Source organism: Asaia bogorensis, assembly GCF_900465345.1.
GTDB lineage: Bacteria > Pseudomonadota > Alphaproteobacteria > Acetobacterales > Acetobacteraceae > Asaia > Asaia bogorensis_A.
Genome location: NZ_UEGO01000012.1, coordinates 89,210 through 102,938, shown reverse-complemented (window position 1 = coordinate 102,938; position 13,729 = coordinate 89,210). Strand labels below are relative to the sequence as shown.

Below are 13,729 nucleotides of genomic sequence, written 5' to 3'. Positions count from 1 at the left end.
GCCGACCGGGGAAAACCCTGGCAAAATTGCCAAGAGATCGGACTGATAGAGAGTTTAAGACATGTTCGCAGTCATCCGCACCGGCGGAAAGCAGTATCGCGTGGCCCCGCAGGCAACGTTGAAGGTTGAGAAGCTCGAAGCCGAAGCCGGCACGACCATCACCTTCTCCGACGTTCTGGCCGTTGGTTCCGACGCAGGCATCAAGATCGGCGCTCCGCTGGTCGCTGGCGCCACCGTCACGGCAACCGTCATCGCCCAGGACCGTCTGGACACGGTCATCATCTTCAAGAAGCGCCGTCGGCAGAACAGCCGCCGCAAGAATGGTCACCGCCAGCACGTGACCGTCCTGCGCATCGACGCGATCAACGCAGCGTAACTGACGCTAGAGAGAAGGAGAGACCTCCATGGCACAAAAAAAGGCAGGCGGTTCGAGCCGTAACGGACGCGACAGTGCAGGCCGCCGTCTCGGCGTCAAGAAGTTCGGCGGTGAAGCCGTTCTCGCAGGCAACATCATCGTCCGTCAGCGCGGCACGAAGATGATGGCTGGCCCGAACGTTGGCGTTGGTCGTGACCACACCCTGTTCGCCCTCGCCGATGGCGCTGTGAAGTTCACGCGCCGCGCAGAAGGCCGCGTCCACGTTTCCGTGACGCTGGCAGAAGCCGCAGAATAAAAGACTGGCCAATACCAGTTGACGGGAGAGGCCGGTCCGCTTGGGCCGGCCTTTCTTGTTTTGAACGATATTGTTGGACGAAGACGAGACAGACCATGAAATTCCTCGACCAGGCCAAGATCTATGTGCGCTCCGGCGATGGCGGGGATGGTGTTGTCGCGTTCCGTCGCGAAAAATACGTCGAATTCGGCGGTCCTGATGGCGGCAATGGTGGCCGCGGTGGCGACATCATCTTTCGCGCCGTCCCGAACCTGAACACCCTCATCGATTTTCGCTACACCCAGCATTTCCGCGCTCGCAAGGGCGGCAATGGCGCGGGCTCGGACCGTACCGGGGCCAAAGCCGAGACCGTCATCATCAATGTGCCGATCGGCACGCAGATTTTCGACGATGATCGTGAGACCATGCTGGCCGACCTCGATGAGGACGGCAAGGAAGTGCTGCTTTGCAAGGGCGGCGATGGCGGATTCGGCAATGCCAATTACAAGACCAGCACCAACCGCGCGCCGCGCCGTGCTGACAAGGGCTGGCCGGGCGAGGAACGCTGGGTCTGGCTGCGCCTCAAGCTGATTGCCGATGTCGGTCTTGTGGGCCTGCCCAATGCCGGCAAATCCACCCTGCTTTCCGTGTGCTCACGGGCCAAGCCCAAGATTGCCGACTACCCCTTCACCACGCTCCACCCGCAGCTTGGCGTCGTGCGCCTTTCGGCCACGGAAGAATTCGTGATTGCCGATATTCCGGGCCTGATCGAAGGCGCCAGTGAAGGCGCAGGTCTTGGCGATCGTTTTCTCGGCCATGTCGAGCGTTGTGCCATGCTCATCCATCTGCTCGACGGCACAGAAAGCCAGCTGGTCAAGAATTACCGCATGATCCGCGGCGAGCTGGCTGCCTATGATGAGACCCTTGCTGAAAAGCCGGAAATCATCGTGCTGAACAAATGCGATGCCCTGACCAAAACCCAGATCACAGCCAAGACGAAGGCGCTCGCCAAGGCCTCCGGTGCCGAGGTGTTCACCTTGTCGGCAGCTACCCATGAAGGGCTGGCCGAGCTGCTGCGTATCGTGCAGGATCGCGTCACCCATTACCGTCTGGAAGAACGCGAGACCCATCAGTGACCAACCGACTGGCTGAAGCGCGCTGTGTTGTCATCAAGATTGGTTCGGCCCTGCTGGTCGATGCCAAGAACGCCGCGCTACGCCATCACTGGCTGAACACTGTCTGCGAGGATATTGCCCGGCTGCGCCGCCAGGGCACCGATGTCGTGGTTGTCTCCTCGGGTGCGATTGCGCTTGCGCGTGTGCGCATGGGCATGGTGGGGCGCAAGCTCCGTCTCGAGGAAAAACAGGCCGCTGCCAGTGTTGGACAGATCCAGCTTGCACAGGCATGGAGCGCCGCTCTGGGCCTTCAGGACCTTACCGCAGGTCAGTTGCTGCTGACCCCTGGTGACACAGAGGACCGCGAGCGTCACCTCAACGCCAGAGCAACATTGCGCACCTTGCTGGGTCTGGGCTGTGTGCCGGTCATCAATGAAAACGATGCCATCGCCACGACTGAAATCCGCTTTGGCGACAATGACCGTCTGGCTGCCCGTGTCGCCCAGATGATCGGCGCTGACACGCTGATCCTGCTTTCGGACATCGATGGCCTGTATACCGCTGACCCCCGCCTCGACCCAAGGGCGGAACATCTGCCTGAGGTCGCTGCACTGACTGAGTCGATCATGGCCATGGGTGGAGCGCCCCCGCCCGGTTATTCCTCAGGCGGTATGCACACCAAATTGCTTGCGGCCCAGATCGCTACGCGTGCAGGTGCCCGCATGGCCATTGCCTCTGGCCTCTCCCCTCACCCGATCAGCCAGCTGCTCGATACCGGGCGCTGCACCTGGTTTCTGGCTGCGGAAGATGCAGGCTCGGCCCGCAAGCGCTGGCTAGCCAGTGCACTCGAAACCAGAGGTCGCGTCATGATCGATCAGGGCGCGGTGCGTGCCCTCGATCATGGTGGTTCTCTTCTCCCTGCGGGTGTGAAACAGGTCGAGGGTCGTTTCAGCCAGGGCGATCTCGTCCTGATCTGCGATGAGACCGGACAGGAGATCGGCCGCGGCCTGACCGCCTATGATGCCGACGAGTCCCGCCTGATTGCCGGCCATCGCTCTGAGGACATCGTCACGTGCCTCGGTCATTCAGGTCGGGACGAGCTGATCCACCGCGATGATCTGGTTCTGATCCGCCAACCCCGCGAGCCGTCCTGAGCCCCTGCGCTCCGGTACGGTAACCGTATAGGGCGCCTGAAACACTCGCTCATGCGGTGAGGCCCCGGCGGGGAAAGATAGTCTGCCGTTAGAGGCGAGCCACGATGTCAGATAGCCCCTCCCGGATGAGTTGGGTGCCCATTACCGGCACCCGGGGTCGTCATCACTCTCTTGAACGCTCCTGTGCCTATCGGCTCAGGTCATCAGAGCACTGTCACCGCCATTAACCTCGAATTCTGCCCCTGTTGTAAGGGCAGATGCGTCGGAAGCCAGAAATACGGCAACAGGCGAGATATCCTCAGGCTGTAGCCATCCGACTGGCTGAACCTCGGTCCGGGCACGATCCTTCCATGCCTGGGCGGGTGAGATCTCGCCATGCACCTTGTGATGCACCTGCTGCTCAAGGGCCGCAAGACGCTGTTGATTGAGCGTGAGAGCAGTGCCCACAAGCCCCGGTATAATGGCATTGACCGTCATGCCATAGGGCGCAAATTCCATCGCTGCGGATTTCATCAGGCCGATCAGACCCCATTTTGACGCGGAATAGCTCGCGCCCCCCTTCGTGCCATGTCGCCCCTGCATGGACGAGACGATCAGCACTCGACCGCCCTGGCGCGTGATCATGTGCGGTACAAAAGCCCGCAGGGTCCGTGCGGTGCCATTGAGGTTGTTCTCTATCTGGTCGTCCCAGTCAGCGTCATCCATATCGAGCAGCGCCTTCCAGCCCTGTATGGCGGCATTGGCCACGAGGATGTCGATATGGCCAAAGGCTTTGACAACCTCATCCGCTGCGGCTCGCAGCTGCGCGATCTGACGGATATCAGCCTTTATCGCCATTGCACGGCGACCAAATGACCGGATTTGACGAACGGTCTCGTCCAGTTCCTCATGACTGGCAGGCACAGCGTCAGCCACACCGCTTATCGGCCCGGCGATATCCAGAGCCACCACGTCGGCCCCGTTTGCGGCATACTCGACCGCAATGGCACGACCGATACCCCGAGCCGCTCCTGTGACGACTGCCACGCGCCCCTGAAGCTGAGACCCTCTGCCGGCCCGGATAGCCCCCGCACTGAAAACGGCAGGGGCGCTGGGCGCAGCATGCGCACCATCATCGTTGACCGCAGCGGCCCTGGCGCCGCCGGCTGAAGACAGAAATGCGGCCCCCCCTGCCAGACCGGCAGCCAGCAAGGCACGCCGCGGATGAACCGAAGATGTCTCGGTGCCATCACCTAGAATGGCTTTGCTTGTCCTTGGATGAGGCATGGTCGTCGCTCCCGCTTACCTGAAGTCGTATCGTCAGACACAATACGACACATTCAGATAAAGGGGGTGACACATGATTGTGCTCGAAGAGCATAAATCCGGATTTATGTGGTACTGATTGCCAAATTCACTAGAAAAATATTACCAAGACAAAGGCATGAACGATGTTTTTCTAGCATTAAAACTTTTTCAGAATTATGGCTATGTAAGAAGTCTTGCTCATACCTTGGCATCATGCCTCGGTACCAATTACGTCCTCTGAGTATCGTTTCTCTTCTCTCTATCCGCCCATGAAGACTGCGCAGCTTCAGGGGCGCGGTGGCCAGCGAAGGGTCGGCTCGGAACGTACGCGCCGCGCGCCTGCCTCCTCCGCCTGACGGAGTTTTTCAGCTTCCGCTCCGGCACCGCGCGGTGCCATTTCCTGACGCTGCGCCTTCAGGCGCCATGCATCATCGTTGCGGCTCGTCACCTCATTCTGAACCTTGCCCTGATAGCCGGAAATTGATGCAGCGGTACCGCCTGCCCCGGCGTATGGGGCTGCAGACCCCCGCGTCTCATAAGCTGCGCCTGGCGGACGCGGCGCCTCTCTCGGTGGCGGCGGGTCAAAATGCGTGGGACGCAGGATGCGCTCGAGATTCTCCTGTGCGCCGGACTCCGCATAGCTGTAATCATCCCGCACACTCGGCGGGCTCTGGCGGTCACGACGCTCGTCACTGGAAGGAGGACGCGGCTGGAAGGCCTCGCGCGGTGAAACCTCCTCGGCAGCAGGCATGGGCCGCAATGCCTCATCCTGACCAGAGCGGTCGTACTGCATCCTGTCCGGCTGGATACGTTCAGCCGGGGCATGATCTGGCGTGAGGCGCTCACCCGAGGGACGCTCAACCGGGGGACGCTCAACCGGGGGACGATCCACCGGGGGACGCTGGGCTGCCTGCCGACCGGCCTGCGCCGACCACGGCATGGGGTCGGGGGCGCGCATGGTTTCAGTCGGACGAAGGGGCGGCTCAGCCTGCCCGCCAGACGCTGCGGCTCGCCGGGGCGGCGCATAGATCGGCTCACCGGAGGGACCAGTTTCGCCAGCGCCCTGAGCCAGCCTCATGGCGATGATCCGCAGTTCCGCCCGTACCTCGTTGAGCTGTAGCTCCACCTCTTCCAGCCGCGGTTTTACACCGAAGATGGAAAACGGCATGAGGATGAACATAAGTCCCAGTCCGAGCAGGATAAATCCTGCAAGAAACTGCATCCACAGAGGGAGAGAAAGGAGCGCGGTCGTCATAATCAGCGATCTATGCTAATTTTGCCGACTCCGCCAAGAGCGATCTTTACGGCCAGCCTTCCTGCCTCACAGCAAGCAGCCCTCAGATTGCCTCCCAGCGTTCGTAACGGTGTATCCCCAGTCTCCAACCGGGAAAGCGATCCCATTCCCGGACGCACAGTTTCTAGCGTAAACGCGTCCGGGTGAGGGTTACGGCAAGCGGTTGCGCGGCGCCGCTCTTGCCTTCCCTCAGGGCTTGCAGGGATTGATGGAATATCCGGGCGCGATAGACGATCTGCCCTTTTCCATCGCGCCATTGCTCGAAAGCCAGTGTCGTGTCCGGAGCCGTGCTGTCCGGCTGATCACTGAAATGCCAGTCCAGACCATATCGGGCCGCCAATGCATCAAGCGTCGTGTCATGACCTGCAAAGGCAAGAAGCCGCGTTGCGGGTGGGACGATCGAACCATCCCCCAGCGTGATCGCCTCGCCTGCCATGAATCGCGCGATGATATCCGCCATGACCGCGCTGCGTGCGGCTATGGCCACACCATGACGGCGGACAAGTTCGGATATATAGTCATGCACCGGAAGCACGGTTGTCAGCAGAGCCGGATTGATTTTTCCGACCCATGCCTCACGGGCGGACGCATTTCCTGCCTGATCGAGGCTTTGCGCATGAATCAGCAGCAGGTTTTCAGCGAGCGTCGCTGCCAGTGTCATCCCTCCGCCCAGCGAAGGTCGCCCTTTTTTCTCACTGACCACGAGGCCGTCTTTGAAACAGGGCCCCTGCGCCGTCTCACAGGCTTGTGGCGCAAAAAGCTGCTGCAACGCCGCCAGCCCGACATTCACGCTGTCAGGACGCGCCAGCCTGTCATTTCGGGCTGACTGCGTCGCGTCCTGCGCCATCTGATCATGGTGCTGTTTCACGAATTCCGCCGTCACGGCGTCAAACACCGGATCATGCTGCCCCGCGACAAGTGAGTGGGCCGCGATTTCATGCCCCGGCGAAAGGGCACGGGCCATGATTCGCCCGCTCTCACGGGTGCGGTCATCGGCAGAATCTGCCCATATGAAAGGAGGCGTCGCCCCAATGCAGGGAGATATGTTGTGCGTGCAGGCGAGATCATAATAGCGAGCCACCCCCTGCATCATGGCATCGAGTGTGGCGCGGCCATGATCGGTCAGTTCGCCGGGGGCCACCGGCCAGGAGGGCCAGACAACCCCGGTTTCCTGTTCGAGGCTACGGGAATCATGCGTCGGGCTGCGTATCCCATGACGTGCGATCAGCACAACGCGTTCCAGTCTCGCTGGCGCTTCAGGCTCGACCGAAGAGAAAACAGGAGATGAGGCAGCTTGTGCTGTACCTGCACCACCCAGTGCCAACGCAAGAGAAAGAATGAGCGCGCGGTTCATGGCAGGGTGACCGTCAGGTTGAAGAACACAGAGCGCCCCGCCAGACGCCAGTAAAGCGGTGCGCCATCGGGATAGCCCGCGCTGGCGGCAGACTGGTTACCGGCAAAGTCGCTGATGGCACGATTATTGAAGAGGTTGGATATCTTGAGGCTGGGCGTCACATCGCGCATGAAGCCACCCAGCTTCTTGAAATGCCACCCCAAGGCAAGATCGGCGGTGGTGGTGCTGCCAATACGATACTGATTGGCAAAGACTGTATTGCCGGCGCTATCGGTGGTGCTGTCGAGCCCATAATGATTGCCCACAAATTTGCCGATAAGCGAGGCATAAGGGCCCTTATTGTCGTCATAGAGCACACCAAAAGAGGCGAGCACATTGGGGGTAGCTGCCACGCGCACCGAGCTGTGCTTGTACTGCGCGTCATTCACGCTGTAATTGCCATAAAGAGACACGCCATGACCGATGGCATATTGCCCCTCAACCTCAAGCCCCTTGTAGATGGCGCCACCACTATTTACTGAGGTGCTTTGCGTGCCAAAGCCGGGCACCTTGATCTGCGCCGAGGCAATAAAGTTCGAGAAATTGATGTAATAGGCGTCGAACGAGACCGTCCAGCGCTTCTGCTGCACCACTGTGCCGATCTGATAGTTCAGTGTGGTTTCAGGGCTGACATTGCCCACATTCTGGGTCTGGAACACGCTCATGGGCGGGGCCAGAAAACCGCGGGCAATCTGGGCGTAGGCACTCCAGCCCGGCAGGATGATCTGGTTTGCCGAGATCGAAGGCTGCCATGAGGTGAATTGCTGCGTCGCGTTCAGCGGCACCTTGGTCGATTTGTTGACCGCCGCATCATAATCACGACGGAAATAGGAGTATTTGATGCCCGGCTTGATGATGGTGTTGCGGAACGGCTTCCAGTCGAATTCCAGATAGGGCTGAACGGTCGTGTTGAAATCCGAAATATCATAGCTATAGGCCGAGCCATTCTTGCCGGGCACCATGATGCCGCCCTTTGTCAGGTCGAGGGCATAGGTATAGCGCCGATCGTCCTGCAGATCGGCCCAGGCACCAACCAGCACATCACCTTGCGACGTATGGGCCTTGAAGGTCAGTGTGTCGCCATAGTCACGGAATTTCGCATCGGCATATTTGCCTGGCACGTCATTCTTGTATGTGGCCAGCTTCTTGCCTGCAGTTGAATAGAAGGTCACGCCATTGGCGCCCGGATCATCCGAACTGGCATCGGTGGACTCGGTGTAATCGTGTTCAAAACCGTTCGTATAAAGACGGTTTTCGATTGTCAGCCAGGGCAGCACCTTGCTCTTGATATCGATGTAGTCGAAATCCGACGTGTAGGTGCTTGGCTGATACCCGGCATAGCATTGCAGCGCAGGATTGAAGCAGAGGCCATAATCCTTGCCGTATTTACGGTACTGGGCCAGCGTGGCCCCCTGCGTGGTGTTCTGGTTTTCCCAGTTATAGGTGGTCAGCAAGGTCAGGGTCGTGTTTTCCCCCAGTCGCGCGACATCCTTGAACAGCAGGTTGTTGCGCCGCTCTCCCGAGCCGGTCAGATATCCATCCGTCTCCTCATGCTGCAGATCGAGCACCATCGAGCCAAAACGGGTCTTGCCGGAATCGACCTCTACACCCCCGGCACGGGTGTTGAAGCTGCCATAGGTGCCATAGGGTGTGACCCCGAAATGCTGTGCAGGGGTGCGGGATTGAAACCCGATCGTCCCGCCAAAGGTCGCATTGCCGATAGTCGAGGCGGTACCCGGCCCACGATTGACCTGCACCTCGCCGAGAAAATGCGAAATGAAAAGCGACGAGGTGGTGTGGTGCAGATCGCTGGCATTTCCAAAGGGGATACCATCGAACAGCATGTTGTACTGACCATCCTGAAAGCCACGCAGGCTCATGGTCTCGGCCTTGCCCATACCGGGGCCGTTGGGGTTCTGTGTCCAGATGCTCGGCTGGAACTTGATAATGTCATCCACGCTTGCCAGTGGCACGATATTATTGGTGATGAAGCGCTTCTGGATGACCGAGGTCGGTTCGGTAATGGTCAGCGGCACGGTGGAAGGCGCAAGGCGCTCAGCCCGCCCGATGACCGTGATATGCTCCTGCCCGGTTTTGTCGTCGTGTTTGTCATGCGCGAAATTGCTGCCACGAGCGGCATTGGCGATCACAACAGTCCCATCGGGCTGGATATGCGCACTCAGCCCGGACCCGCCCAGCAGACGCTCCAGTGCCTTGTCGAGCGTCAGGCGCCCCTTCAGCGCCGGGGCATGCCTGCCACGCACCTGATCGCTCGAAAACAGGAGGTCGCGCCCGGACTGCCTCGCGAGGGCGGTCAGGGAGTCTTCGAGTGGTCCCGCGGGCTGACTGAACCCTGTGACCATACGCCCCTTCCCGGAGACCGCATCCCCTGCCTCTGTCTGCCGTACAGTGGAGGTCTGAGCCAGCCCAGGGATTGGCCAGGCACAAAGCGACAGCAGCACCATCGCCAAACATTGGCGATTCCTGCGCGGCTGCTTGGCAGGAACAGGGCATGAGGCGGGGCGATCAGAGGCATACAGGGCGGGAATCATTGAAGCGGGTTTCCGTCAGGGTACGACCGGATTGGTCTCTCCCTGGCGAGACGACAGGCACGATCAGGCCCTCATCTGTTTCAATGCCGTTTCATCAAAGCTTAACAATCAGAGCTGCACGACCGAGATCAGATCGGGGGCAAAAACCACCCGCAAAGGCAGAAGATGCGCCAGCGCCCGGAAGAAACGAGCCGGGTCATGGGTGTGAAAGACACCGCTGATGCGCAGGGAGGCGAGCGACGGCGAAACAAGCCGGACAGGACGATCGCTGTAGCGGGCCATCTCGCTCAAAGCCTGTGCAAGCGGCGTGCCATGAAACACGGCGCGCCCCTCACGCCATGCCAGCAGATCATCCAGTTTCCCGGGCCGCTGGGTCACCAGATCGGTCCGCCTGTCATATGCAAAGATCTGCCCAGCCTGCACAACATGCGACGCGCCGGGTTTCCTCAGCCTTGCGTTCCCCTCAAGCACCGCGAGCGTCATGGCAGTGTTCGTCACATCCAGCGCATAACGTCCACCACGCCCCGACACGGCCCAGGAGCAACAGCCGAATTGCGCCTGCTGCCCGAATGGCGCGGCCATCACCTCATAGCGCCCCGCCTCGAAAACCATGCGACCGGTGCGAGGCGCGAGAACGAGAGAGCTGCACGCATCCATCTCCACGCGCAGCCCGGATGCCATGACGCGCCTGTGCTCGCCGCGGCCCGTACAGATCGTCCGCGCATCTGCCACGTTTGCCGCGGCACCGAGACTTGCCCCAAGCCCGACGATACCGGCCACCACGCCACGACGCGACAGCGGCAGCAAGACGCTTCTCCGGCGCGGCTGTGCAAACTGCCCGCCCTGCCAGATCTGTGAGACGAGATTATAGGCCTGATGATGCGCCTCTTTTTCCTCAAGCCACGCGTCGAAACGCCTGCGGTCGAGGTCGGAACACCGGTCGGACATAAGCCGCGCCTGCCAGTTTGCCGCCTGTTCGATTTCCGCGGGCGTCACGCGCCCACCGCTGTATCGGTCAGGAGCGCCATCGCCAGATGGGCCAGGGCTCGCGCCATGGATTTTTCGATCGTGCTGACACTCAGCGAGAGGGCCGCGGCAATCTGGCTGTAGGTCAGGTCATCCAGACGATGCATCAGGAAGATACGCGCCGTGCGGGGATCAAGCGCATTGAACGCCGTGCGCACGCGCCTCAGTTGCTCGCGACCCAAGACGATGCGTTCCGGCCCCGGCGCAGCACAGACGGGCTCTGCGCTGGTATCATCGTCGAGCGATGCCACACGCAGCCGTGCCTCGCGCCGTGTGCGGTCGATGGCGAGATTGCGTGCCGCGCGCAGAACATAGGCTTCGGGGTGTTCGATGCCGTCCAGCCCGCGCTCGAACAGATGCATGAGCGCGGTCTGAAGCAGATCATCTGTATCGTTGCGCCGGTTCTGACGCCGGATACGCTCGTGCAAAGACGTCCAAACGGACTGTCTGAGGCACCATTCTGCCGCTGACATCGCCATCCTGACCGTAATGAAACAACCGGAACGGGGCGTTTCATATCAATGGCCGTCGCCAAAGTCAGGGAGAGATAGAACGTGTCTTTAAATCTTCATGAAACCCGGCACAGGCCCTTGCTGCACTAAGCAGGATCACAGTGCGGCTGGGCGGCAGCGCGCTGACGCCCAGCCGGGTCGCGCGCCTACAAAAACCGGTCTCCGAAAACCGGAGGCTCCGGAAACGGGCATCAATAAAACATGCCCGGTTCGTGTTGGCGAGAAGCCTTACATTCCAAGCGCACGGCGATAGATATCAAGCAGCGTCTCCTGCTCTTCAATCTCATTGGGCTCCTTCTTGCGCAGCTTGATGATGTTCTTGATGGTTGCAACATCGAACCCGGCTGACTTGGCTTCGCTGAAGATATCCTTGATGTCGCCTGCCAGCGCCTTGCGCTCTTCTTCCAGACGCTCGACGCGCTCGATAACGCTGCGCAGGCGGTCAACGGCAATGCCACCTACATTCGAGTCAGGATCGGCAGCCTGACGCGCGCGGCTGGCGGCGGCTTCGTCAATATCAAAAGGCATGTCAGACATGGTGACCTCGAAAACAGGGGTTGCACACGGCCCGGTCGAGCCAGAACAGCCACAGATGCACGCAGCTGGATTTTGCAGGCACTTGCGAAGAACGGCGGCTTATCGCGCCGGTATAGGCCGGGTCAACGCATATTGCGAGGGAACAACCGACCATCTGGCGGCTTTGCTTTGCTACCTTTACCCCGTCCGGGCACGCATGTCATAAGACCGCACTGCCCCACCCAGAACCGGAGAGCCAGGAAGATGACCAACTGCCACCAGGTCGCCCCATTCGACTATGTCATTTTCGGCGCCACCGGCGATTTGACCATGCGCAAATTGCTACCCGCCCTCTATTACCGTCTGACCATGGGACAGGTGCCGAATACGGCCCGCATCATCGGCACGGCACGCTCCCCGCTCAAGCGCAGCGAGTATCAGACGCGCGCACGCGATGCGCTCAAGCGCTTCGTCAAGACCGATGATTTCGACGAAGACACGGTCGATCGCTTCCTGGACATGATCCATTATGTCAGCCTCGACGGCTCCAAGCCCGACAGCAACTGGGCAGGTCTGCGTGAAGTGCTCAGCCACAAGGCCGAAGAGCATGTGCGCGTGTTCTATTACGCCACGGCCCCTGACCTCTACGGTGCAATCTCGAAGAACCTGCACCACGAAGGGCTGATCACCGATGACAGCCGCGTTGTGCTGGAAAAGCCGATCGGCATTGACCTCAAGACTGCCGAAGAGATCAATGAAGGTGTTGGTCAGTATTTCAAGGAAAGCTATGTTTTCCGCATCGATCATTATCTGGGCAAGGAAACTGTCCAGAACGTGATCGCCCTGCGCTTTGCCAACCCGCTTTTCGAGGCGGTCTGGTCGGGTGAGCATATCGAGTCCGTTCAGATCACGGCAGGTGAGCTCGTGGGCGTTGAAGGCCGCGCCGCCTATTACGACAATTCCGGCGCCCTGCGCGACATGGTGCAGAACCACCTGCTGCAGGTGCTTTGCCTGGTCGCCATGGAAAAGCCGGACTCCCTGCAGGCCGATGACGTGCGTGACGCCAAGGTGGCTGTCCTGAAGTCGCTCGTGCCGCTCGATGCCAGCACGCTGCCCACCAGCACGGTGCGCGCCCAGTATACGAAGGGTCACAGCAAGGGCGCGACGGTCGATGGCTATCTCGACGAGCTCGGCCATGACAGCAACACCGAAACCTATGTCGCCCTGCGCGCTGAAATCGACAGCCCGCGCTGGAAGAACGTGCCGTTCTATATCCGCTCGGCCAAGCGACTGAAGGCCAAGGTCAGCGAGATCGTGGTGACGTTCAAGCCGTCGGCCACCAAGCTGTTCCCGTCCCAGCCGGAGAAGAACGTGCTAGTGATCCGGATCCAGCCGGATGAAGGCGTGTCGTGGCAGTTCAACGTCAAGAACCCGCTCGATGATGATTTCGGCCTGTGGGAAACCAACATGGACGTGCATTTCGAGCGCGAATTCTCGGTCCGTTACCCCGATGCCTATGAGCGCCTGCTGCTCGATGCTGTGCGCGGCTATCCTGTGCTCTTCATCCGTCGTGACGAGGTCGAGGCTGCATGGAAGTGGGTCGCGCCGGTTATGGATGCCTGGGCCAAGAACGAAGTGCCGATGGCGCATTATGCGGCAGGCAGCTGGGGCCCCGAGGAAGCGCGTCAGATGCTCGCCCGTGACGGGCAGGTCTGGCACGAAGACATGGAATAAGGCATCCCCTTGGCCTCTGAACCCAAAACACCCTCGCAGCCCGGCGCGCCCAGACTTGGTTCGGGCCGCCGCAAGCCCCGCACGCTCAAGCAGCATCTCCTACGCCGCCTGATCGTGCTGGTGCCCGCCTCGCTTCTGGCCATTCTCGTCATGAAAATGGGGTGGCTGGATCAGGCGGCGGACAAGATCCAGTTCGACCGCCTGGCGTGGTTTGATAACACGAAGCTGGTCGAGCATCTGCGCGTCATGGTCACGCATAATGGTATGACCGACGTGCCGGCTAAATGCCTCGTTCCCATTCTCAATGGCAATGATCCGCCAGATGCAACACGCATCGATTTCATGCAGCGCAGCAATGATGGCTGCCCCGGTAAGCCGGGTACTTTTGATCGCCTGTTCACCATCAAGGTCAATCGTGCCGATCGCATGCTGGCAACGGACCAGGGTACACCCGGCCGGTTCCACGCCATGTCGCAACAATAAAGAACGCCGGGCC

Annotated in this window: 13 protein-coding genes; 6 read left to right on the top strand and 7 right to left on the bottom strand. The window is 60.3% G+C overall.

Translation table 11 applies throughout. The features are described from left to right. Window positions 1-61 precede the first annotated feature (61 nt). From rplU to proB, 4 genes are all read left to right on the top strand, one after another. A complete protein-coding gene (gene rplU / locus ED655_RS06140; protein WP_023977545.1) occupies window positions 62-376 on the top strand; it encodes a 50S ribosomal protein L21 in 315 nt (104 codons plus the stop codon). Between the two features lie 28 nt (window positions 377-404). Beyond that, entirely contained in the window at window positions 405-671 is a 267-nt protein-coding gene (rpmA, locus tag ED655_RS06135) for a 50S ribosomal protein L27 (RefSeq protein ID WP_023977546.1), read from the top strand. A gap of 95 nt (window positions 672-766) precedes the next feature. Further along, complete coding sequence (obgE, locus tag ED655_RS06130) at window positions 767-1,786, top strand: GTPase ObgE (RefSeq protein ID WP_023977547.1); 1,020 nt, start codon at window positions 767-769, stop codon at window positions 1,784-1,786. After that, a complete protein-coding gene (gene proB, locus ED655_RS06125) occupies window positions 1,783-2,919 on the top strand; it encodes a glutamate 5-kinase (RefSeq protein WP_122049410.1) in 1,137 nt (378 codons plus the stop codon). The genes obgE and proB overlap by 4 nt, the downstream gene beginning before the upstream one ends. Window positions 2,920-3,114: 195 nt before the next feature. Here proB and ED655_RS06120 read toward each other — a convergent pair whose 3' ends face one another. From ED655_RS06120 to ED655_RS06090, 7 genes are all read right to left on the bottom strand, one after another. Further along, complete coding sequence (locus tag ED655_RS06120) at window positions 3,115-4,185, bottom strand: SDR family NAD(P)-dependent oxidoreductase (protein WP_122049409.1); 1,071 nt, start codon at window positions 4,183-4,185, stop codon at window positions 3,115-3,117. A gap of 307 nt (window positions 4,186-4,492) precedes the next feature. Beyond that, window positions 4,493-5,461: a hypothetical protein gene (locus ED655_RS06115; protein ID WP_162993413.1), complete on the bottom strand. Its 969-nt coding sequence runs from the start codon at window positions 5,459-5,461 to the stop codon at window positions 4,493-4,495. A 163-nt stretch (window positions 5,462-5,624) separates the two neighbouring features. Further along, window positions 5,625-6,854 (bottom strand): histidine-type phosphatase, encoded by a 1,230-nt coding sequence (locus ED655_RS06110; RefSeq protein WP_122049407.1) that lies wholly within the window; start codon window positions 6,852-6,854, stop codon window positions 5,625-5,627. Further along, window positions 6,851-9,256, bottom strand: a complete 2,406-nt coding sequence (locus tag ED655_RS06105; RefSeq protein ID WP_240993527.1) for a TonB-dependent receptor — start codon at window positions 9,254-9,256, stop codon at window positions 6,851-6,853. The genes ED655_RS06110 and ED655_RS06105 overlap by 4 nt, the downstream gene beginning before the upstream one ends. A 297-nt stretch (window positions 9,257-9,553) precedes the next feature. Continuing rightward, window positions 9,554-10,441: a FecR family protein gene (locus tag ED655_RS06100; RefSeq protein WP_122049405.1), complete on the bottom strand. Its 888-nt coding sequence runs from the start codon at window positions 10,439-10,441 to the stop codon at window positions 9,554-9,556. After that, window positions 10,438-10,944 carry an RNA polymerase sigma factor gene (locus ED655_RS06095; protein ID WP_162993412.1) on the bottom strand — a complete coding sequence of 169 codons (507 nt, stop codon included), beginning with the start codon at window positions 10,942-10,944 and terminating at the stop codon, window positions 10,438-10,440. The genes ED655_RS06100 and ED655_RS06095 overlap by 4 nt, the downstream gene beginning before the upstream one ends. Window positions 10,945-11,211: 267 nt before the next feature. Beyond that, the gene (locus tag ED655_RS06090; RefSeq protein ID WP_051395789.1) at window positions 11,212-11,511 is read right to left on the bottom strand and encodes a DUF2312 domain-containing protein; all 300 of its coding nucleotides are present in this window, start codon (window positions 11,509-11,511) and stop codon (window positions 11,212-11,214) included. A gap of 252 nt (window positions 11,512-11,763) precedes the next feature. On the opposite strand from ED655_RS06090, the gene zwf reads away from it, so the two are divergent. Both zwf and ED655_RS06080 read left to right on the top strand, forming a co-directional pair. Continuing rightward, on the top strand, window positions 11,764-13,233 hold the full coding sequence (zwf, locus tag ED655_RS06085) for a glucose-6-phosphate dehydrogenase (protein WP_122049403.1): 1,470 nt from the start codon (window positions 11,764-11,766) through the stop codon (window positions 13,231-13,233). 9 nt (window positions 13,234-13,242) lie between these two features. Beyond that, window positions 13,243-13,716: a hypothetical protein gene (locus ED655_RS06080; RefSeq protein ID WP_062164307.1), complete on the top strand. Its 474-nt coding sequence runs from the start codon at window positions 13,243-13,245 to the stop codon at window positions 13,714-13,716. Window positions 13,717-13,729: the final 13 nt, after the last annotated feature.

Bases quoted from the DNA above. Each gene is read 5' to 3' on its own strand.
- ED655_RS06115 (WP_162993413.1), bottom strand. From the start codon at position 5,461: ATGACGACCGCGCTCCTTTCTCTCCCTCTGTGGATGCAGTTTCTTGCA.
- rplU (WP_023977545.1), top strand. From the start codon at position 62: ATGTTCGCAGTCATCCGCACCGGCGGAAAGCAGTATCGCGTGGCCCCG.
- rpmA (WP_023977546.1), top strand. From the start codon at position 405: ATGGCACAAAAAAAGGCAGGCGGTTCGAGCCGTAACGGACGCGACAGT.
- ED655_RS06095 (WP_162993412.1), bottom strand. From the start codon at position 10,944: ATGTCAGCGGCAGAATGGTGCCTCAGACAGTCCGTTTGGACGTCTTTG.
- ED655_RS06120 (WP_122049409.1), bottom strand. From the start codon at position 4,185: ATGCCTCATCCAAGGACAAGCAAAGCCATTCTAGGTGATGGCACCGAG.
- zwf (WP_122049403.1), top strand. From the start codon at position 11,764: ATGACCAACTGCCACCAGGTCGCCCCATTCGACTATGTCATTTTCGGC.
- ED655_RS06105 (WP_240993527.1), bottom strand. From the start codon at position 9,256: ATGGTCACAGGGTTCAGTCAGCCCGCGGGACCACTCGAAGACTCCCTG.
- obgE (WP_023977547.1), top strand. From the start codon at position 767: ATGAAATTCCTCGACCAGGCCAAGATCTATGTGCGCTCCGGCGATGGC.
- ED655_RS06110 (WP_122049407.1), bottom strand. From the start codon at position 6,854: ATGAACCGCGCGCTCATTCTTTCTCTTGCGTTGGCACTGGGTGGTGCA.
- ED655_RS06090 (WP_051395789.1), bottom strand. From the start codon at position 11,511: ATGCCTTTTGATATTGACGAAGCCGCCGCCAGCCGCGCGCGTCAGGCT.